The following is a 19,726-nucleotide window of genomic DNA, read 5'->3' on the forward strand; positions in this document are numbered from 1 at the left end:
CACACTTGGTGCGGTGATGGCCGGGATCTGGTTGGACGTGCTGGATGAGATCGCCCGCACGTGCACTGCACACGGTCGCGGTGACCTACTTCAGACGGTGCGGCAGAAGCGCGCGCAACTGCTGGACCCGACGCTGCGCGTCCTGGTCATCGGCGAGCCGAACCAGGGCAAGAGTCAGCTGATCAACGCGATCATCAACGCTCCGGCGTGCCCGGTCGGCGACGGCCGGACGACGGTCCTGCCGACAGTGGTGCGGCACGCCGAGGCCCCCACCGCGGCGGTGGCGCAGGCGCCGCAGCCAGCCCCGGGGCACCCCGCCGGCACCGCCGACGCGGTGGCCGTCGAGCGGACCCCGGTGGCGCTCAACCAGGTCGCGGCGGGCGTTGCCGGCCTGGTCGGACGTCGGCCGGGCGGCGGTCCGGCGTACGTCGAGATCGGACTTCCCCGTGCCCTTCTCGGTGCCGGGCTGGTGCTGGTGGACACTCCCGGCACCGACGAGGTCGCCAGCATCGGCGCCGCCGCCACGGTCGCCTCGCCGGCCCGCGCGGACACCGTGTTGCTGGTCTCCGACTCCACTCGGGAGTTGTCGGTCGCCGAGCTGAACATGCTGCTGCACATCATGCGCTCGCATCCGAACGTGGTGGTGGTGCAGAGCAAGACCGATCTGGTCGCGGACTGGCGTACGGTCGCCGAGCGCAACCGGCAGCACCTGGCCGAGGCGGGGGTTCCGGCGACGCTGATCCCGGTCTCGGCGGCGCTGCGACTGCGCGCGGCCGCGGCCGACGACCGCGTGCTCAACGCCGAGTCGGGCTTCCCGGCGCTGATCGCCCGGCTGCAACGTGATCTGGCCGGCAAGGCCGACCACCTGGCCCGGGCTGCGGTGCAGACGGTGGCCCGGACGGTGGTGGAGCAGTTGGCCGCGCCGCTGCGCGCCGAGTTGGCGACCCAGGACGTCGAGGAGCAGTCCGGGCCGATCTCCCGGCTGCACGCGGCGCAGCGCGAGGTCGACGAGCTGCGCCGGTGTTCCACCCGGTGGCAGAACACGTTGACCGACGAGATCACCGACCTGCTCGCCGACCTTGAGTACGACCTGCGTGACCGGACCCGACAGATCCTGCGCGCGGTGGACGAGGCGTTCGACACGGCCGACCCGTTGGTCGCCTGGGACACCTTCCAGGACTGGCTGGAGCGGAGCCTGGTGGAGGCGGCGGAGGCGAACCACGAGTGGCTGATCCAGCGCTGTGACTGGATCGCCCGGCGGGTGGCCGCCAACTTCGACAGGTACGGCTACGACGTCCTGCCGCCCTGGTCGATGACGATGCCGGACGACATCGGCGAGCGGATGCCCGAGCTGCAGCGGCCGACGATCGACCGGTTCACCACCGGTCAGAAGCTGTTCACCGGCATGAAGGGCTCGTACGGCGGCATGCTGATGTTCGGTCTGGCGACCACCCTGGCCGGCATGCCGATGATCAATCCGGTCTCGGTCGGCATCGGGGCGCTCTTCGGCGGCAAGAGCATCCGGGACGAGAGCAAGCAGTTGCTCCGCCGTCGGCAGGCGACGGTCAAGACGGCCATCCAGCGGCATGTCGACGACTTCTTCGTCCGAATCATTCGCGACTGCCGCGACGCCGCCCGGCAGGTGCAGCGGATGCTGCGGGATCACTTCACGGGGCTGACCGAGGAGCTGCAGGAGGCCATCGTGCAGTCGTTCCGCAGCGCGAAGCAGGAGGCCGACACCGACGCCTCGGTGCGCGAGCAGCGGCAGCGCGAGATCCGGTCGAAGATGACCCGGTTGGCGGCGGTGTACGAGCAGGCTCAACAGTTGACCGGTGCCCGTTCCGCCCCGCTGCTGCTGGAGCCTCAGGCATGACAGTGGGGGTGCGACTGGACGAGGCGGCGTGGGGGTTGCTGCACCAGGCCATCGAGCTGTACCAGGACAATCCCCGGGCCGTCGCCGAGCTTCGGCAACAGGTGGCCCGGTTGGAGCAGCCGCTGCGGATCGCCATCGTCGGCCCGTGGCGGTCGGGCAAGTCGACGGTGCTCAACGCGTTGATGGGCGAGGAGGTAGCGCCGGTCGAGCGGGCGGACGGGGCCTTCACCTGGTACGAGGACGGGGCCGCGCCGCGTGCCACCGCCTACCCGGTCGGGCAGCCGCCGCAGGAGTTGGCGGTGGTGAAGTCGGCGACCGGGTTGCGGGTGGATCTGGGCTGGGGTGCGGGGGAGGTACGGGACATCGTGGTGCGGTGGCCGACGCGGGCGCTGCGGCAGATCACGCTGATCGACACCCCGGCGGTCACCGCCGGCGCCGAGCAGGGCCGGGCGCCGGTGTTGGAGCGGGTGCTGCGCGACTCGGACGCGGTGTTGTACCTGACCCGCGACGGTCGCGACAGCGACCTGCGGGTGCTGGAGTCCGCACGGGACAGTGCCGTCGGACAGTCCGCTGCGGTCAACGTGGTCATGGTGTTGTCCCGCGCCGACGAGACCGGCGGCGGCCGGATCGACGGTCTGCTCACGGCCCGTCAGCTCGCCCGCCGGCACTACCGCGACCCGAGGGTGAACGCGCTCAGCGTCAACGTCGTGGCGTGCAGCGGCATGATCGGCCTGGCCGGCCGGATGCTCGGTGAATCCGACTTCGCCGCGCTCGCGACCCTGGCTCAGGTGCCTCGGGCGGAGCTGGACACCCACCTCATCTCCGCCGACCGCTTCCTCCGCGGCGAACTGCCGGTGCGGCTGGACACCGAGGTGCGCGCCGCGCTGCTGGGTCGGTTCGGGGTCTTCGGTGTCCGGCTGGCGGCCACGCTGGTGCGCAGCGGGTTCGACAGCCGGGTGAAACTCTCCGCGGAGTTGATTCGGCGCAGCGGTCTCACCGAGCTGCGTGAGTCGGTGACGCGGTGTTTCATCGATCGCCGCGACGCTCTCAAGGCGCGGTCCGCGCTGGCCGCTGTGGAGGCGCTGCTGCGGGCCGAGCCCACCCGGGGCTCCGCCGAGCTGGTCGGCGCCGTGGAGCAGATCCTCGCCGGCGCGCACGAGTTCCGCGAGCTGCGCCTGCTGGTGGCGCTGCGGAACACCCGGTTGGGGTTCGACGCGGAGTTGGCCGCCGAGGCGCAACGGCTGGTCGGCGGCGACGGGGTGGGCCTCGCGGCTCGGCTCGGTGTCGAGCATGAGGCCGACGTGCGGCAGCTCTGGGAGGTCGCCTCCGACGCGCAGTGGCGGTGGCGGGACCGGGCGGAGGATCCTCTGCTCCCGCTGGCGCAGCGGCGCGGCGCTCAGGTGGTCGTCCGCAGTTGCGAGGGGATGATCGCCGAGCTGGTCGCGGGCGGTCGCTGAGCGTCCGATCGCCCGTTTCGCGGCCGTCTTTCGAGGTGGGGGCACCCGGCATTGGCCAAAACCGGAAGTGTTGGTTAGCCTAACCTAACTTTCGGGCCGGATGGCTCGCTTCTCTTCGAAAGATCGGGAACCTCACCATGCACTCATGGCGTCCGGTCCTGGCCGTCGCGGCGCTGAGCGCCGTGCTCGGCGGGCTCACCGGTTGTGGCAACGACACGGGCACCGGTGACACCGCCGCCGCTGCCACCGCCTCCGGCCCCTGGTCTTTCAACGACGGCTCGGGCAAGGTCGTCAAGGCGGACAAGACACCGACGCGGATCATCGCGCACGCCGGCGAGGCCGCGGCGCTCATGTCCTTCGGCATCAAGCCGGTCGGCGTCTACGCCGACGAGTCGGTCAAGACCGACCCCAATCTGAAGAACCTCGACCTCACCGGGATCCAGATCCTCGGCGAGGAGTGGGGCAAGATCGACGTGGAGAAGGCAGCCGCCCTGCGGCCCGACCTGATCGTCGGCGACTGGTGGCCGGCCGAGAAGGCGCACAGCGGCATGGAGGAGGGCGTCGACGAGAAGAGCAAGAAGCTCGCCGAACTGGCCCCCGTCGTCGGTGTCACGCAGGGCAAGTCCATCGTCGCGCTGGCCGAGGGGTACGAGGACCTCGCCGAGAGCCTCGGCGCCGACGTGGCCAGCCCACAGATCGCGGCGAACAAGAAGCGCTTCGAGGACGCGGTGACCGCGTTCAAGGCGGCCACCTCGGCCAAGCCGGACCTGACGGTCGCGGCGATGTCGCCCTCGACGGAGAAGGTCTACGTCGCGAACCCCGAGTACGCGCCCGAGCTGCTGGACCTGCAGACCTGGGGCCTGAAGGTGATCAACCCGGCCAGCCCGGACCCGGCCTTCCCGTACTGGGAGAACCTCAGCTGGGAGAACGCCGACAAGTACCAGCCGGACCTGATCCTGTGGGACGGCCGATCCTTCACGCCCACCGCCAACGCCGAGTGGAGCACGAAGCAGCCGACCTGGTCCAAGATCAAGGCTGCCAAGGTCGGTGCCACCGTCTCCTGGCCGGCGTTCTGGCTGCACACCTACGGGGACTTCGCCACCGAGCTGGACAAGCTGACCCAGGCGGTCAAGGCCGCTGATCCGAATGTCGGCAACTAACCAGATCGGGACGCGCACCTCGACGGGAGGCGTGCGGCGAGCCTCTGCCCTCGGGCCGGGGCTCGCCGTCCTCTGTGCGGTCCTCGCCCTCGTCGGCTTCCTGAGCGTGACAATGGGCTCGCGGTCGATCGGGCTCACCGAGGTGCTGCACGCCCTGTTCAGCCTCGACAGCGACGGACCGATCAGCAGCACCGTCACGCTGGAGATGCGCGTACCCCGCACTCTGCTCGGCATCCTTGTCGGCGCCGCGCTCGGGGTGGCCGGGGCGATCCTGCAGGGCGTCACCCGCAACCCGCTGGCGGACGCGGGGATCCTGGGCATCAACTCCGGGGCCGCCGCGTTCGTGGTCCTGGCCATCACCGTGCTCGGGGTGCGCGGCGTCGGTGTCTACGTCTGGTTCGCGTTCGCCGGCGCGATCGCGGCGTTGGCCCTGGTGTACGCGGTCGCCTCGCTCGGCCGGGAGGGTGCCACCCCGGTGAAGCTGGCTCTGGCGGGCGCGGCGGTCACCGCCGGCCTGGCGTCGGTGACCAGCGGGGTCGTGATGACGAACGTGGACGCCCTCAACGAGCTGCGGTTCTGGCAGGTGGGGTCGCTCGCCGGTCGGTACACCCCGATCCTGGCCGGGGTCGCGCCGTTCCTGCTGATCGGCCTGGCCGCGTCGTTGGGCTTCGGGCGGGCCATCAACGGCCTCGCGCTCGGCGAGGACGTCGCGCGTGGCCTCGGCCAGAACGTGACCCGTACCCGCGTGGCCGCCTTCGCCGTGGTCGCGATGCTCGCCGGGGCCGCCACCGCGGCCTGCGGACCGATCGTCTTCGTCGGGCTCGTCGTACCGCACCTGGCGCGGTTCATCTGCGGCCCCGACTACCGCTGGATCCTGCCGTACTCGATGCTGCTGGCGCCCATCGTCCTGCTCCTCGCCGATGTGCTCGGCCGGATGGCCGCCGCCCCCGACGAGGTTCAGGTCGGCGTGATCCTCGGGCTGATCGGCGCGCCCGCGTTCATCGCGATCGTGCGCTACGGCCGACTGTCGGAGGTCTGAGCATGGTGACGACAACGACAACGACAACGACAACGACCGACCGCCGCTCCGCCCCGTCCGGCACGGCAGCGGCGCTGCGCGCCAACCGGAGGCGTCGAGCCGGCCGGTCCATCGTGGTGACCTGTGCCCTGACCGTGACGGTCACCGCCCTCTTCGTGCTCACCATGATGGTGGGCAGCTTCCGCATCGGCGCCGCCGAGGTGATCGCCTCGGTCCTGCACCTGTCCGACAATCCCAGCGTCGACTTCGTCGTCCGTGGCCTGCGGCTGCCGACCGCGGCCGCAGCCCTGACTGTCGGGCTCGCCCTCGGCGCGTCCGGCACGATCTTCCAACAGTTGCTGCGCAACCCCCTCGCGTCCCCGGACTTCGTGGGGATCACCTCGGGGGCAGGGCTGGCGGCCGTCACCGGGATCGTGCTCCTCCAGGCCGGCGGGCTCGTCGTCAGCGGTCTCGCTCTCGGTGGCGCGGTCGCCGCCGCACTGGCGATGTACCTGCTGGCCTGGCGCGACGGCGTCAGCGGCTACCGCTTCATCCTCATCGGCATCGGGGTGGCGCTCTTCTTCGAGGGCCTGGTCGGCTACGTGCTCAGCCGGGCGCAGCTTTTCGAGGCCCGCCAGGCCATGCACTGGCTGATCGGGTCGGTCGGGCAGGCCAGCACCACGGAGCTGTGGGTGCTCACCGGCGCCCTGATCGTCCTGCTGCCGGTCGCCACGTTGCTGCAACGGCCACTGAGCGCCCTCGCACTCGGTGACGACGCCGCCCGGATGCTGGGTGTCCGGGCCGAGCTCAGCCGGGCCGGGCTGCTCGGCACCGCCGTGGTGCTGGTGGCCCTGGCGGTGTCGGTGGCGGGCCCGATCGCCTTCGTCGCCCTGGTGGCCGGGCCGATCGCCAACCGGCTCCTCGGCCCGGCGGCCCAGGGGGTCCTGCCCGCCGCCCTGGTCGGTGCCGCGCTGCTGCTCACCGCCGACCTCGTCGCCGTGCACGTGCTGCCGACACCGTTGCCCACCGGCGTGGTGACGGGTGCGGTCGGCGCGCCCTACCTGCTGTGGCTGCTGGCCACCACCAACCGACAAGGAGCGGGTGGATGACCCGACTACGCGCCGAGGGTCTCACCCTCGGCTACGACGACCGGACCATCGTCGACCGCCTCGACGTCGCAGTGCTCGACGGCAAGGTCACCGCGATCGTCGGTGCCAACGCCTGCGGCAAGTCCACCCTGCTCCGTGGCCTGGCCCGACTGCTGGCACCGCGCGACGGCGCCGTCTTCCTCGACGACAAACCCCTCGCCGACCTGCGTAACGTCGACGTGGCAAAGGTGCTCGGGCTGCTCCCGCAGACTCCCGTCGCGCCCGACGGCATCACCGTCGCCGACCTGGTGGCCCGTGGCCGCTACCCCCATCAGGGGTGGTTTCGACGGTGGAGCAACGACGACCACGACGCCGTCGCCCGGGCTCTCGACGCCACCGGCACCGCGGACCTGATCGACCGTCCGATCCGGGAGTTGTCAGGTGGCCAACGCCAGCGGGTCTGGGTCGCCATGGCCCTGGCACAGGACACCGACCTGCTGCTGCTCGACGAACCCACCACCTACCTGGACATCAACCACCAGGTCGAGCTGCTGCGGCTGCTGCGCAAACTGAACGCGGAGTCCGGCAAGACCATCGTCATCGTCATGCACGATCTCAACCTCGCCTGCCGTTACTGCGACCACCTCATCGCGATGTCCGGCGGTGCGATCGTCGCGGAGGGAGCGCCGGTCGACGTGGTCACCGGCGACCTCGTCGAGCAGGTCTTCGGTCTCAGCTGCCTCGTCGTACCCGACCCGATCGCTGGCACGCCGATGGTCGTCCCCGCGTAGCCGGCCTCGAACGCGGATGAGGGACGGCCGTGGCGGCCGTCCCTCGATCGCGTCGCGCCGGGATCAGCGCGGCTCGTACGTCTGACAGTCCGCGATGTCCTGACCCGGACCCACCCGGATGGACGGTGCGTGGCACTCCAGCTCGGCATTGTGCTGGCAGTCGTCCCGCTTGCAGGCGCCGACCTGCGCTATGACGCGGTCCAGCCCGCCCTTCGCCGAGGTGTCGATGAACGTGGCGCAGCTGGCGTTCTGCTGCCCGATGGTGATGGCGAACGCGTGGCAGCCGTCGTGGTTGTAGCCGCAGTCGGTGACAGTGCACTCGTGTACCCGCGGCATCTCCAGCATGTCGGTCATGGCGATCTCGCTTCCGTCGGTGGTGCCGGGTCACCGTGATACCCGGCCTCGACGGGACAACTCCCTATCAGCCGCCTCTTTTCGGGATGTTTTGCATAGGCCAGCCTTGCCTAACCGCCGACGAGGGCGGCGATCGTCAGCGCGCGTGCCGGGCGCGGCAGCCGCGCGGGTGCCGAAGCAGTTCCTCGATCCGCGCCCCGAGTTCGACCGGATGCCGCAGTGGTGCCCGGAAGTTCAGCCGGACGTTCCGATCACCAGTGCCCAGCTCCAACCGGAGTACGACACCGTGGCGGTCCAGGCGTACCGGCCGGACCTGCCGGACGCCCTGAAGGTGGCGGGCGGGGATCAGGCGGCTCAGCCCTTCGACGGTGTGCGGGTGGTGGTGGTCGAGGTGGCACAACAGATCCGCCTCGACGGCGGCCAGCGGGTCGGGTTGGGCGGTCGCGAACTCGTCCGGGTCGACGCACGCGGTGCGACCGTCGACGGTCAGCTCGGCGGTGGCGAGGTCGAGGACCGTCACCAGCTCCTGATCGCTCCCGGTCGTGTCGGCCTCGGTCGCCAACCAACCGGTGAGCGTGGCGCGCCCGCGCACCCGGTCGCGGACCGGGGTGGGCGCCAGGTCGGTCACCTCGACCATCGCGACGGTCTCCCGCTGGTGCGTGAGGTGTTCGGCCAGGTGGCAGCCGACTGGTAGGTCGATCCGCAGCCGCCCGTCGCTCATCACGAGGTGTCGTCCGACGACGTACGCCTCGACGCCCGGGATGTGCAGGGTGAGGGAGTCGGCGGCGACGAGCATCGATCGGATTCGGACACCCGCGTCGTCAGTGGAGTCCGCCGTGGTGGTCGAGGGCTTGCTCAAGGCGATCATCTCCTAATAAGGTTAGGCTTACCTTACTTGAGAGGCGAAGCATGAATCAGTCCCGTCCCAAGGTCAAGCGTTCCCGTGCCCTGGGCCTCGCGCTGACCCCGAAGTGCGTGCGCTACTTCGAACGCCGCCCGTTCCCGCCGGGGCAGCACGGCCGGGCCCGACGCACCACCAGCGACTACAAGGTCCGGCTGTTGGAGAAGCAACGGCTCAAGGCGCAGTACGACCTGCACGAGGGCCAACTCCGGCGCGCCTTCGACCGGGCCGTGCGCCGGCCCGGCAAGACCGGTGAGGAGCTGATCGTCGAGCTGGAGAGTCGGCTGGACGCGCTGGTGCTGCGAGCCGGTCTCGCCCGCACCATCTACCAGGCCCGCCAGGTCGTCACCCATCAGCACGTCACTGTTAACGGCCGTCGCCTGGACCGGCCGTCCGCGCGGCTGCAACCTGGTGATGTCATCGAGGTGGCGCAACGCAGTCGGGGCAAGGCTCCGTTCGTCGTCGCGGCGGCCGGGGCGCACGCCCCGGAACGTCTCGCCCCCTACCTCGAGGTGAGCCTGTCCAGCCTGACCGCTCGGCTGACCCGGCTTCCGCTCCGCTCGGAGGTCCCGGTGGTCTGCGACGAGCAGCTCATCGTCGAGTACTACTCACGCTGACCGGGGGTTGGGAAGGGTCCCGAGTGCGGGCACCTGCACCGGGGCCCTCCGCGGATGGATCGCGGCCCGAAAACCGTTATTCGATCTCACTTCGCACGGTCGCCCCTGACCTGCGGAGATAACGCTCTCACGGATGGTGGGGAAGTGCTTGACGCGCCCGTGATCCGGACGCAACGATGCATTCACATATCTCGTCCCACCACCGCCAGGCGTGATCGGCGCACGCCGTCCCTCGCACCGCGAAAGGACCCCACTGTGCGCAGATCCCTGAGATCGTGGCTCGGCCTCGCGCTGAGCGCGATCCTCGTGGCGGGCGGCATCGTCGCCTCGCCACCCACGGCCAGCGCCGCACCGTTCACCGTGCTGGTCTTCAGCAAGACCGCCGGGTTCCGGCACGGATCCATCACCCCGGGCATCGCCGCGATCCAGCAGCTCGGTGCGGCCAACGGCTTCACCGTCGAGGCCACCGAGGACGCCGCCCAGTTCACCGACGCCAACCTGGACCGGTTCGCCGCGGTGATCTGGCTCTCCACCACCGGCGACGTGCTCAACGCCGCCCAACAGGCCGCGTTCGAGCGCTACATCAGCGGCGGCGGTGGGTACGTGGGCGTGCACTCCGCCTCCGACACCGAGTACGACTGGCAGTGGTACGGGGGACTGGTCGGGGCGTACTTCGCCTCGCACCCGGCCGAGCAGAACGTCACAGTGAAGGTCGCCGACCAGGTGCACCCGTCCACCGCGACGCTGCCGCAGCGGTGGACCCGGTTCGACGAGTTGTACAACTACCGCACCAACCCCCGCGGCAACGCGCACGTACTGGCCACCCTGGACGAGAGCACCTACACCGGGGGGAGCATGGGCGCCGACCACCCGATCTCCTGGTGCCAGAACTACTCCGGCGGCCGAGCCTGGTACACCGGCCTGGGGCACACCGACGCGTCGTACACCGAGGCGAACTTCCGTCAGCACCTGCTCGGCGGCATCCGGACGGCCGCCGGCGCTGTCGACGCCGACTGCGGCCCCACCGTCACCAGCAGCTTCCAGCAGGTGGAGCTGGCCAAGGGCGCGGCCGAGACCGGTGAGCCGATGAGCCTCACCGTCCTGCCGGACCGGGGCGTGCTGCACACCTCCCGCAACGGCGTGATCCGGCACACCGACGCCGCCGGCAACACCAAGATCGCCGCCACCCTGCCGGTCTACACCGGCGACGAGGAGGGTCTGCAGGGCATCAAGGCCGACCCGAACTTCGCCACCAACCGCTGGGTGTACGCGTACTTCGCGCCGCCACTGAGCACTCCCGGCGGTGGTGCGCCCGCCGAGGGCACGCCGGCCCAATTCGCCGTCTGGGAGGGCGTCAACCGGCTGGCCCGGTTCACCGTCAACGCGGACAACACCATCAACCTGGCCAGCGAGACGTTGATCCTCAACGTGCCGACCAGCCGGGGCATGTGCTGCCACGTCGGCGGTGACATGGACTTCGACGCGGCCGGCAACCTCTACCTGTCCACCGGTGACGACACCAACCCGTTCGACTCGGCCGGCTTCACCCCGATCGACGAGCGGGCCGGACGCAACCCGGCCTTCGACGCGCAGCGCACCTCGGCGAACAGCAACGACCTGCGCGGCAAGGTCCTCCGGATCAAGCCGAGCGCGGCCGGCGGCTACACCATCCCGGCCGGCAACATGTTCGCCCCGGGCACCGCGCGGACCCGCCCGGAGGTCTACGCGATGGGCTTCCGCAACCCGTTCCGGATGAGCGTGGACAAGGCCACCGGCATCGTCTACCTCGGTGACTACGGTCCCGACGCGGGCACCGCCGACCCGAACCGGGGGCCGGCGGGCAACGTCGAGTTCGCCCGGATCGACCGGCCCGGCTTCTACGGCTGGCCGTACTGCACCGCCCGCAACGACGCCTACAACGACTACACCTTCCCGTCCGGGCCCTCCGGGGCGAAGTTCAACTGCGCCGGCGGGCCGGTGAACAACTCACCGAACAACACCGGCATCACCCAGCTGCCACCGGCCATCTCGGCCTGGTTGCCGTACGGCGGCTCCGGCTCGCCGCCGGAGTTCACCGGCGGTGGCCTGTCGCCGATGGGCGGGCCGGTCTACCGGTACGACCCGAACAACACCTCGCCAGTGGCGTTCCCCGAGTACTACGACGGGACCTACTTCGCCGGTGAGTTCGGTCGCCGCTGGATCAAGAACATCAAGCTCGACGCGTCCGGCCAACCGCTGAAGATCAACCCGTTCCCGTGGACCGGCACCCAGGTCATGGACATGGAGTTCGGCCCCGACGGCGCGCTCTACGTGCTCGACTACGGCACCGGCTGGTTCAACGGCGACGCCAACTCGGCGCTCTACCGCATCGAGTACGCCCGCGAGGGCAGAGCACCCATCGCGAGGGTGTCCGCCACCCCGACCAGTGGCAGCGCGCCACTGACAGTCGCCTTCTCCTCGGCCGGCACCCTCGACCCGGACGGCGACCCGTTCACCTACGCCTGGGACTTCGACAACAACGGCACCACCGACTCGACAGCGGCGAACCCGAGCTTCACGTACACCACAAACGGAACCCGCAGCCCGACGCTGACGGTCCGGGACACCACCGGCAAGACGGCCACCGCGAGCGTGGTCGTCACCGTCGGCAACAGCGCCCCGGTGGTCACCGTGAACACCCCGTTGAACGGGCAGACCTTCACCTTCGGCGACGCCGTGCCGTTCTCCGTCACCGTCACCGACGCCCAGGACGGTGCTATCAACTGCGCCCGGGTAAAGGTGAACTACGTGCTCGGCCACGACTCGCACGGCCACCAGCTCGGCAGCGTGCAGGGCTGCACCGGGGTCATCCAGACCTCGGCGGACGGCGAGCACGACACGGCGGCGAACATCTTCGGCATCATCGACGCCGAGTACACCGACCTGGGCGGTGGTGGCCAACCGGCGCTGACCACGCACACCCAGGCGGTGCTGCAACCACGGGTACGTCAGGCCGAGCACTTCGGTGACTCGTCCGGCGTCCAGATCGTCGCCGGGGCAGCCGGGCACGGCGGCGCGGCGGTCGGCTACATCGACAACAACGACTGGATCTCGTTCCGCCCCTACAACCTGACCGGCGTCCAGTCGTTCAGTGCCCGGGTCGGCGCCCCGGCCGGTGGCGGCGGCACGTTGGAGCTGCGGGTCGACTCGCCGACCGGGCCGTTGGTCGGTTCGGCCACCGTCGTGTCCACCGGCGGGTACGCCAATTTCGCCACTGTCACCGGTGGGGTCACCGCCCCGACCGGCACCCGGACCCTGTTCCTGGTCTTCAAGGGCACCGGCCCGTACTTCGACATCGACGAGTTCACCCTGTCCACCACCCCCGGCGGTCCCGGACCTGACCCGGACCCGGACCCGGATCCCGAGCCGGGTGCCAACCTGGCCCGGGGCAAGCCGGCGCGCGCGTCCAGCTTCGAGGGCGCGTTCACGGCGGCCAACGCTTTCGACGGCGTGGCGGGTACCCGATGGGGCAGCGCCTTCGGTGACCCACAGTGGATCGACGTGGATCTCGGTGCCACGTCCGCCATCAACCGCGTCAAGCTGACCTGGGAGGCGGCGTACGGCAGCGGATACCAGATCCAGACCTCACCGGACGGCGTCACCTTCACCACCATCCGTACGGTGACCGGTGGTGACGGCGGCGTGGACGACCTGACCGGGCTCAGCGGGTCCGGCCGGTACGTCCGGCTTCTCGGCACGGCCCGGGGGACCGCCTGGGGCTACTCGCTGTTCGAGTTCGAGGTGTACGGCGGCACCGGAACCCCGACAGGCGGCAACCTGCTGCTGAACAAGCCCACGTCAACGTCCAGCAACGAGGGGGCCGACGTGTCCGGCGCCCAGGCGGTCGACGGCAGCCTCACCACCCGCTGGTCGAGCACGTTCTCCGACCCGCAGTGGATCCGGGTGGACCTCGGCAGCGCCACGGCGATCGGCCGGGTCAAGCTGAGCTGGGAGGCGGCGTACAGCAGCGCGTACCAGATCCAGACCTCGAATGACGGCACCACCTGGACCACAGTGAAGACGGTGACCGGGGCCGACGGCGGCGTGGACGAGCACACCGCCCTCGGCGCCAACGGTCGCTACCTGCGGATCAACGGCACGGCCCGGGGCACCGGATACGGCCACTCACTCTGGGAACTGGAGGCGTACGCGAGCTGAACCACCACCCGAGTCCGCCCCCACTGTCGATTCGGCGGTGGGGGCGGACTCGTCGTGCAGATCACCAGTCGGTCAGACCTACCCGAGCCGTTCGATTGGCTGGCCCGGGGAGCGGTGTGGTTGGTGGAAGACGTGGAAGCGTGGATCATCGAGCACCGGCCCCTCCAGGCGCGAGGCGCTGACCCGGACGCACCCGGTGTCACGGTGCTGCGGCGCCGTTGCGCGAGGGCTGCGCCATCCGAGGTCGGTGCCAGACCGGTCAGGTTAAGCCTGTTCACAGGACTCGCACGTGCCTGCTCGAAACCGTTTGCGGGCTCAGACGGTAGGGACTGTTCCGCCATCGATCACGTACTCGGCGCCCACGATGGCCGAGGCGCGGTCCGAGACCAGGAACCCGACCAGGTCGGCGATCTCCTCGGTGTTGGCAAACCGTCCCAGGGGTACGCCTCCGAGGGAGTCGTAAATGCTCTGCTTGGCTTGTTCGCGGCTGATCCCGTTGCCCTCGGCGATTCGGTCCACGAACCTCTCGTAGGCCTCCGTCTCGATGCCGCCGGGGCTGATCGCGTTGACGCGGACGCCGCGCGGGGCGAGCTCGTTGGCGAGCCCCTTGCTGTAGGTACGCAACGCGGCTTTCGCTGCCGCGTAGGCCAGGGACGCGTCGTACTGAGGAAGTTCACGCTGGATCGAGGTGAAGTGCAGCACGACCGCCGAGCCGGACTCGATCATCGCCGGTAGGAGGGCTCGGTCGAGCCGCACCGCTCCGAGGAGGTTCAAGTTCAGCTCGATCATCCACTGCTCGTCGGTGATGACCGCGAACCCACCGGACGGCGTCGAGGCACCTCCGACGACGTGTACCAGGATGTCCAGTGCGCCGCCGGTCTCGGCGATCCGGTCGGCCACCGCCTTCGCGCCCTCGACCGTCGAGGTGTCGGCCTCGATGAACCGGTCGGGGTGCTCGTACCCCTCGGGCATCGTCCGGGCCGTCACGTAGACGTCGGCACCCATCTCCCGCAGTCTCTCGACGACGGCCTTGCCTGAGCCCTTCGATCCGCCCGTGACCAACGCACGGCGTCCATCGAGACGATCGCGATCTGAAGTAGGCATTCGCTCTCCCCTGAAGATTGACGTGGTGGGGGTCTTGTCAGGATCCGTGGTTGGCGATGACGAGTTCAGTGACGAGGTCCTCACGAATCGTGAACCGGTAGTCGAGTTCGGCGACGCCGCCTGGGAAGGTTCCCTCGAGCCGCAGGGTCACCACCCAGTGACTGCTGTCGATGCGGGCAGCGCCGATCTGCTTGGTCGTGTACTCGAACTCGGAGCCGGCGTCCCGCAGGAACGCGTAAATCTGCTCTCGGCCGCGGAAGGACTCGCCCTGATCGACGGCGACCGCGTCCTCGGCGAAGAACGACGAAGCCGTGTCGGCGTCGCGAACGACGTGAGCGGCGAGGAAACCGCGGACGGTGGTTGGCAGTGGATCGGACCGGAGGTCGTTGTGGTGTGTCATGAGCCCACCGTGTGGCCTCGCGGTGCAGGAAGGTCAAGCGCTGGACTCTCCCCCTGGGGGAGCCTTCATACTGCGAGGGTGCTGACGATCGGGGAGTTCTCGCGCCTGACCCACCTGAGCGTGCGGACCCTGCGTCGGTACCACGAGAGCGACCTGCTGGAACCCGCAGTAGTGGACGAGACCTCCGGCTACCGCTACTACACCATCGAGCAGATCCCGACCGCCCAGGTGATCAACCGGCTCCGCGAACTCGACGTCCCCCTGGGCGACGTGCAGCGGATCCTGCGGTCCCCGGACCCCGGTGTCCGCGCGACCCTGATCGCCGACCACCTCCAACGCCTGGAGGCCGAACTCGACCGCACCCGAGCCGCTGTCGCGTCGCTGCGCCGCCTGCTCCGGCCCGACCCCGCGCCGATCAAGGTTGAGCTTCGTGCCGAGCCCGCCCGCACGGTCGCGGCGGTGGCGGCCGTGGTCGACGAGGGCGAGGTCGAGGCCTGGTTCGCGGGCGCAATGGCCGAGTTGGAGGTGGCAGTTGGCGACGCGGTGACCGGTCCACCGGGTGGCACCTACGACAACTCCCTGTTCGAGCAGGGCCGCGGTCACGTGTTGGTCTACCTGCCGACGGCCGCTCCACCTCATACCGGGCGGGTGCACGCCGCGACCCTACCCGCCGCGGAACTGGCAGTGGCCACCCATGTTGGCGAGCACGATGGCATCGAGGTCACCTACGGCGAGCTCGGTACCTGGGTCGTGAAGAACGCCATGTCGGTGGCGGGGCCCGTGCGGGAGGTCTACCTCGTCGGACCTCGGGACGCAAGCGATCCAGCCGCGTGGCGCACCGAGATCGGGTGGCCGGTGTTCCGAGTGACCGGAGTGGGTGGGCGGACCGACGGTCGAGAACGTCACGGTGGTTAGGCGAACACCACTCATGTGTACGTCCCGGCTAGTCGTCGGCGACGGCCACCGGCTCCGAGCCGATGCAGCGCACCTTCAACTCGTACTCCCGGGTCGGCCCCTGGAACGTGACCTCGACGTCGTCGTCCGGGCCCCGGTCCACGTCGCGGACCCGGTAACCCTGCGCGGGCGCCCAGGAGACGAGGCGTACGCCGCCGACGCCGCACTCGGCGACTGCCGTGCCGCCGTCGGTGGCGAACCCCCGGCGGGCCCCGGAGCTGGCGCTCGGTGCGGGGCCCGTCGTGCCCGGTGTAGCCGAGGCGGTGCCTGTGGTGCCCGGCGCGGCCGGGGCGGTGCTCGTGGTGGGCGCCGGCTCCGGTGCGGCGAGCGCCCGCTCGATTTCGGCCTCGCTGCGGACCCCGCCCGGGGTGCCGGTGAGGCTCTCGCCCACCAACCGGATCGCGCCCAGGCCGATGAGGGTGGCGATGGCGGCGGTGGCCACCCAACCGGTGGCGACGAGGATCGAACGACGGCCCATCCCCTGACTATCCCCGATCCGTCCTTGTCGTTTGCACATCCGTTCGCTAAGGCGTGGTTAACGTGCGCGGCGCTGCCAGTCGCAGCGGTTAGCCTGCCAGCTGTGGCCCGCCTGTTGCTCATCGAGGACGACCTGACGATCCGTACCCCGCTGATCCGGGCCCTGCGCGAACGCGGCCACGCGGTGGCGGCGGCCTCGACCGCGATGGCCGGGCTCCGTGACGCGCTGGAGGACCGGCCCGACCTCGTCGTGCTCGACCTGGGCCTGCCCGACCTGGACGGCCGCGAGCTGCTGCGGATGCTGCGCGCGGTCAGCTCGGTGCCGGTCATCGTGGCCACGGCGCGTGACGACGAAACCGAGATCGTCCGGGTGCTCGACGCGGGCGCCGACGACTACGTGGTCAAACCGTTCACCGCGGCGCAGCTCGACGCCCGCGTCCGGGCGGTGCTGCGGCGGGGTCCCTCCGGCGCCGACGGGCAGGTCCCGGCGCTCGTCGTCGGCGGGCTGCGCGTCGACCCCCGGGCGCGGCAGGTGACCCTGGACGGGGTCGCGGTCGAGTTGACGCCCCGTGAGTTCGATCTGCTGCACCACCTCGCCGGCCGACCGGGCCAGGTGGTCACCAAACGTGAGCTGCTCACGGAGGTGTGGCAGATCCCGTACGGCGGTGCCGACAAGACCGTCGACGTGCACCTGTCCTGGTTGCGTCGCAAGTTGGGGGAGAACGCCCAACAGCCTCGCTACCTGCACACCGTGCGTGGTGTCGGGGTGCGTCTCGAAGCCCCGGCGGCGCAGCCGTGAGGGCACGTCTCGCGCTGCTGGTCGCCGCGGTCAGCGTCCTCACCCTCATCGCGTTCCTGGTGCCGTTGGCGCTGCTGGTCCGCACCGTCGCCGAGGACCGGGCCACCGTTCGGGCCACCGCCGACGCGCAGAGCCTGGTGCCGGTGGTCGGCACCGCCGACGCGGCGACCATCCGGCTCACCGTCGAGCAACTCGCCGCCGACTCCGGTCGACCGGTGAGCGTCTTCCTGCCCGACGGCACGGTGCTCGGCGCCCAGACACCACGTACGCCCGCTGTGGCCCTCGCCGCCCGCGGACAGAGCCTCACCGGCGAGTCGGCGGCCGGCCGGGAGGTGGTCATCGCCGTGCAGGGTCGGGCGGACGGCACCGGGGTGATCCGGATAGCGGTGCCGCAGCACGAGTTGACCGCCGGAGTCACCCGGGCCTGGCTGGTGCTGGCGCTGCTCGGCGTGATCCTCGTGCTGATCGGGCTCCTGGTTGCCGACCGGCTGGCGCGCACCCTGGTCCGGCCGATCAGCGACCTCTCGGCAGTCTCACACCGGTTGGCCAACGCCGAGCTGGACGCCCGGGTCACGCCGGCCGGCCCGCGCGAGCTGCGCGAGGTGGCCGGCGCGCTCAACCATCTCGCCACCCGCATCCAGGTGCTCCTGGTGCAGGAGCGCGAACAGGTCGCCGATCTGTCCCACCAGCTGCGTACGCCGCTGACCGCATTGCGGCTGGAGGCGGAGTCGCTGCGTGACCCGGACGACGCCGCCCGGATCACCGCCGCCGCCGACGGGCTCGAACGGGCGGTCACGGGGCTGATCCGGCAGGCCCGGTGGCGGCACGCGCCGGCGCAACCGGCCTCCTCGGACGCGGCGGCGATCGTCGCCGACCGGGTCGCGTTCTGGTCGGTGCTGGCCGAGGACACCGGCCGGGCCGTCACCCTCGACCTGACGCCCGGCCCTCTGCCCGTCGGTGTGGCCGCCGACAACCTGACGGCGGCCGTGGACGCCCTGCTCGGCAACGTCTTCGCGCACACCCCCGACGGGACGCCGTTCGCCGTCCGGCTGGCCCGTGCGGCGGGCGAGGCGGGCGAGGTGGTCCTCACGGTCGCCGACGAGGGCCCGGGCATGCCCGCCGGGGCGATCCGGCGGGGTGCCAGCGCGGCCGGGTCCACCGGCCTCGGCCTGGACATCGCCCGGCGCGCCGCGCAGGCCGCCGGGGGCCGGCTGGAGTTGCGGGCCGGCCCGCGAGGCGGCGCGCAGGTGCTGCTCCGGCTCGGGCCTCCGACGTCGCCGCGGGACGCATAGCCGCTGCGGTGCCGGGTAGCTGCCAGTCATGGCGCGGTATACGAAACCCGAGCTCAGAGAGCAGATCAAGGAAGAAATCAAGGCTTCCGACAAGGGCGGCCGGCCGGGGCAGTGGTCGGCGCGCAAGTCACAGCTGGTCACTCAGGAGTACAAGAAGCGCGGCGGCGGATTCCTGGGCGAAAAGGACGAGCGGCAGAAGTCTCTCCAGCGCTGGGGCAACGAGAAGTGGCAGACGAAGGAGGGCGACACCCGTGCGCGCAAGGGCGCCACGACGAGTCGCTACCTGCCCCAGAAGGCCTGGGAGGAGATGTCGGAGAACCAGAAACGCGCGACCGACACGAAGAAGCGCGAAGCGTCCCGATCCGGCAAGCAGTACGTCGCCAACACCGGGCCGGCCAAACGGGCGCGTCGGGACGCCACCACGGCCGGACGGATGACGGAGATGTCGGTCGCGGAGGCGGCCAAGCTGGTCCGTGGCCTCGACACGCGACAGCTCAAGACCGCGCTGCGCAACGAGCGCGCCAGCAAGGACCGCAAGACGCTCGTCCAGCGGCTGGAAGCGGAACTCAACCGGCGCGGCTGACCCGGCCCCCGACCGCCTTAACCCGCCCTTAGCGTCCGGACAGCGCGGTGCTATCCCGATCTGGCCGATCCTCGAAGTCGACAACCGAGGAAAGGTGGACACCACGATGAAGCGCACCAATCTGCTTCTGGCGTCGGTCGGCGGTTCGGCGGTGCTGGCGGTGGCCGGGGTCGCGCTCGGCGTCAACGCCGCGAACGACTCGCGGACCGGCGGCACGGCACTCGCCGCGGCAACCGTCGCGCCGACGGCCACCGACGCGCCGGCAGCCACCGGTACGCCGTCGGCCGGCACCCCATCGGGTACGCCGTCGACCGGCACCCCGTCCGGTACGCCGTCGACCGGCAGCGCGCCCGCGGGCAGCGCGGTCGACGAGAAGCGCGCCGGTGAGATCGCGCTCGCCAAGGCCGGCGGCGGTCAGATCGTCGAGGTCGAGGCCGAGCAGGAGAACGGCCGACCGGTGTGGAGCGTCGAGATCGTGGCCGGCGACACCGAGCACGAGGTGGACGTCGACCGGGACAACGGCTCGGTGGTCAAGGCCGAGCAGGAGCCGGTCGACGACGACGACAACGACGCCGACGACGCTGACGACAACGACGCCGACGACGTTGACGACAAGGACGACGACGACGACGACAACGACTGACCACGGTCGCCGCTCATC

Annotated in this window: 18 protein-coding genes; 13 read left to right on the forward strand and 5 right to left on the reverse strand. The window is 70.6% G+C overall.

All coding sequences use genetic code 11. The annotated features are described in order from the left end of the window. Positions 1-16 precede the first annotated feature (16 nt). The 6 genes from OG992_RS01635 (at position 17) to OG992_RS01660 (ending at position 7,387) form a co-directional block, all read left to right on the forward strand. Positions 17-1,873 (forward strand): dynamin family protein, encoded by a 1,857-nt coding sequence (locus OG992_RS01635; RefSeq protein ID WP_238684376.1) that lies wholly within the window; start codon positions 17-19, stop codon positions 1,871-1,873. Next, positions 1,870-3,330 carry a GTPase gene (locus OG992_RS01640; protein ID WP_238683923.1) on the forward strand — a complete coding sequence of 487 codons (1,461 nt, stop codon included), beginning with the start codon at positions 1,870-1,872 and terminating at the stop codon, positions 3,328-3,330. The genes OG992_RS01635 and OG992_RS01640 overlap by 4 nt, the downstream gene beginning before the upstream one ends. A 137-nt stretch (positions 3,331-3,467) precedes the next feature. Continuing rightward, positions 3,468-4,490 (forward strand): ABC transporter substrate-binding protein, encoded by a 1,023-nt coding sequence (locus OG992_RS01645; RefSeq protein WP_266302087.1) that lies wholly within the window; start codon positions 3,468-3,470, stop codon positions 4,488-4,490. A 31-nt stretch (positions 4,491-4,521) separates the two neighbouring features. Further along, a complete protein-coding gene (locus OG992_RS01650) occupies positions 4,522-5,529 on the forward strand; it encodes an iron ABC transporter permease (protein WP_238683921.1) in 1,008 nt (335 codons plus the stop codon). A gap of 2 nt (positions 5,530-5,531) precedes the next feature. Beyond that, on the forward strand, positions 5,532-6,617 hold the full coding sequence (locus tag OG992_RS01655; RefSeq protein ID WP_266302088.1) for an iron chelate uptake ABC transporter family permease subunit: 1,086 nt from the start codon (positions 5,532-5,534) through the stop codon (positions 6,615-6,617). Next, complete coding sequence (locus tag OG992_RS01660; RefSeq protein ID WP_266302089.1) at positions 6,614-7,387, forward strand: ABC transporter ATP-binding protein; 774 nt, start codon at positions 6,614-6,616, stop codon at positions 7,385-7,387. The genes OG992_RS01655 and OG992_RS01660 overlap by 4 nt, the downstream gene beginning before the upstream one ends. A 63-nt stretch (positions 7,388-7,450) precedes the next feature. Here the strand turns inward: OG992_RS01660 and OG992_RS01665 are convergent, their stop codons facing one another. Together OG992_RS01665 and OG992_RS01670 are read right to left on the reverse strand one after the other, a co-directional pair. Beyond that, on the reverse strand, positions 7,451-7,741 hold the full coding sequence (locus OG992_RS01665) for a DUF1540 domain-containing protein (RefSeq protein ID WP_112678265.1): 291 nt from the start codon (positions 7,739-7,741) through the stop codon (positions 7,451-7,453). A 136-nt stretch (positions 7,742-7,877) separates the two neighbouring features. After that, on the reverse strand, positions 7,878-8,609 hold the full coding sequence (locus OG992_RS01670) for a DUF2470 domain-containing protein (protein ID WP_266302090.1): 732 nt from the start codon (positions 8,607-8,609) through the stop codon (positions 7,878-7,880). Positions 8,610-8,650: 41 nt separating this feature from the next. On the opposite strand from OG992_RS01670, the gene rpsD reads away from it, so the two are divergent. Together rpsD and OG992_RS01680 are read left to right on the forward strand one after the other, a co-directional pair. Further along, the gene (gene rpsD / locus OG992_RS01675) at positions 8,651-9,259 is read left to right on the forward strand and encodes a 30S ribosomal protein S4 (RefSeq protein WP_266302091.1); all 609 of its coding nucleotides are present in this window, start codon (positions 8,651-8,653) and stop codon (positions 9,257-9,259) included. Positions 9,260-9,514: 255 nt separating this feature from the next. Further along, on the forward strand, positions 9,515-13,456 hold the full coding sequence (locus tag OG992_RS01680) for a ThuA domain-containing protein (protein ID WP_266302092.1): 3,942 nt from the start codon (positions 9,515-9,517) through the stop codon (positions 13,454-13,456). A gap of 315 nt (positions 13,457-13,771) precedes the next feature. Here the strand turns inward: OG992_RS01680 and OG992_RS01690 are convergent, their stop codons facing one another. Both OG992_RS01690 and OG992_RS01695 read right to left on the reverse strand, forming a co-directional pair. Then, on the reverse strand, positions 13,772-14,560 hold the full coding sequence (locus tag OG992_RS01690; RefSeq protein ID WP_238683916.1) for an SDR family oxidoreductase: 789 nt from the start codon (positions 14,558-14,560) through the stop codon (positions 13,772-13,774). Between the two features lie 37 nt (positions 14,561-14,597). Beyond that, the gene (locus tag OG992_RS01695) at positions 14,598-14,960 is read right to left on the reverse strand and encodes a nuclear transport factor 2 family protein (protein WP_238683915.1); all 363 of its coding nucleotides are present in this window, start codon (positions 14,958-14,960) and stop codon (positions 14,598-14,600) included. Positions 14,961-15,038: 78 nt separating this feature from the next. Between OG992_RS01695 and OG992_RS01700 the strand changes: the two genes are divergently transcribed. Then, positions 15,039-15,875 carry a MerR family transcriptional regulator gene (locus tag OG992_RS01700; RefSeq protein WP_238683914.1) on the forward strand — a complete coding sequence of 279 codons (837 nt, stop codon included), beginning with the start codon at positions 15,039-15,041 and terminating at the stop codon, positions 15,873-15,875. Between the two features lie 28 nt (positions 15,876-15,903). On the opposite strand, the gene OG992_RS01705 is transcribed toward OG992_RS01700, so the two are convergent. Continuing rightward, positions 15,904-16,392 carry a septum formation initiator gene (locus OG992_RS01705; RefSeq protein ID WP_238683913.1) on the reverse strand — a complete coding sequence of 163 codons (489 nt, stop codon included), beginning with the start codon at positions 16,390-16,392 and terminating at the stop codon, positions 15,904-15,906. A 102-nt stretch (positions 16,393-16,494) separates the two neighbouring features. On the opposite strand from OG992_RS01705, the gene OG992_RS01710 reads away from it, so the two are divergent. From OG992_RS01710 to OG992_RS01725, 4 genes are all read left to right on the forward strand, one after another. Continuing rightward, positions 16,495-17,190, forward strand: coding sequence for a response regulator transcription factor (locus tag OG992_RS01710; protein WP_091399570.1), 696 nt, complete (start codon positions 16,495-16,497; stop codon positions 17,188-17,190). Further along, on the forward strand, positions 17,187-18,482 hold the full coding sequence (locus OG992_RS01715; RefSeq protein WP_238683912.1) for a HAMP domain-containing sensor histidine kinase: 1,296 nt from the start codon (positions 17,187-17,189) through the stop codon (positions 18,480-18,482). The genes OG992_RS01710 and OG992_RS01715 overlap by 4 nt, the downstream gene beginning before the upstream one ends. 28 nt (positions 18,483-18,510) lie before the next feature. Then, a complete protein-coding gene (locus OG992_RS01720) occupies positions 18,511-19,065 on the forward strand; it encodes a DUF5872 domain-containing protein (RefSeq protein WP_238683911.1) in 555 nt (184 codons plus the stop codon). 106 nt (positions 19,066-19,171) lie between these two features. Next, positions 19,172-19,708, forward strand: coding sequence for a PepSY domain-containing protein (locus OG992_RS01725; protein ID WP_266302093.1), 537 nt, complete (start codon positions 19,172-19,174; stop codon positions 19,706-19,708). The last annotated feature ends 18 nt before the right edge of the window (positions 19,709-19,726 follow it).

The organism is Micromonospora sp. NBC_00362 (assembly GCF_026342155.1).
Lineage (GTDB): Bacteria > Actinomycetota > Actinomycetes > Mycobacteriales > Micromonosporaceae > Micromonospora > Micromonospora hortensis.

Excerpts from the sequence above, each read along its gene's own strand:
- OG992_RS01655 (WP_266302088.1), top strand. The coding sequence starts at position 5,532 with ATGGTGACGACAACGACAACGACAACGACAACGACCGACCGCCGCTCC.
- rpsD (WP_266302091.1), top strand. The coding sequence starts at position 8,651 with ATGAATCAGTCCCGTCCCAAGGTCAAGCGTTCCCGTGCCCTGGGCCTC.
- OG992_RS01690 (WP_238683916.1), bottom strand. The coding sequence starts at position 14,560 with ATGCCTACTTCAGATCGCGATCGTCTCGATGGACGCCGTGCGTTGGTC.
- OG992_RS01725 (WP_266302093.1), top strand. The coding sequence starts at position 19,172 with ATGAAGCGCACCAATCTGCTTCTGGCGTCGGTCGGCGGTTCGGCGGTG.
- OG992_RS01640 (WP_238683923.1), top strand. The coding sequence starts at position 1,870 with ATGACAGTGGGGGTGCGACTGGACGAGGCGGCGTGGGGGTTGCTGCAC.
- OG992_RS01665 (WP_112678265.1), bottom strand. The coding sequence starts at position 7,741 with ATGACCGACATGCTGGAGATGCCGCGGGTACACGAGTGCACTGTCACC.
- OG992_RS01635 (WP_238684376.1), top strand. The coding sequence starts at position 17 with ATGGCCGGGATCTGGTTGGACGTGCTGGATGAGATCGCCCGCACGTGC.
- OG992_RS01670 (WP_266302090.1), bottom strand. The coding sequence starts at position 8,609 with ATGATCGCCTTGAGCAAGCCCTCGACCACCACGGCGGACTCCACTGAC.
- OG992_RS01705 (WP_238683913.1), bottom strand. The coding sequence starts at position 16,392 with ATGGGCCGTCGTTCGATCCTCGTCGCCACCGGTTGGGTGGCCACCGCC.
- OG992_RS01645 (WP_266302087.1), top strand. The coding sequence starts at position 3,468 with ATGCACTCATGGCGTCCGGTCCTGGCCGTCGCGGCGCTGAGCGCCGTG.
- OG992_RS01695 (WP_238683915.1), bottom strand. The coding sequence starts at position 14,960 with ATGACACACCACAACGACCTCCGGTCCGATCCACTGCCAACCACCGTC.
- OG992_RS01660 (WP_266302089.1), top strand. The coding sequence starts at position 6,614 with ATGACCCGACTACGCGCCGAGGGTCTCACCCTCGGCTACGACGACCGG.
- OG992_RS01720 (WP_238683911.1), top strand. The coding sequence starts at position 18,511 with ATGGCGCGGTATACGAAACCCGAGCTCAGAGAGCAGATCAAGGAAGAA.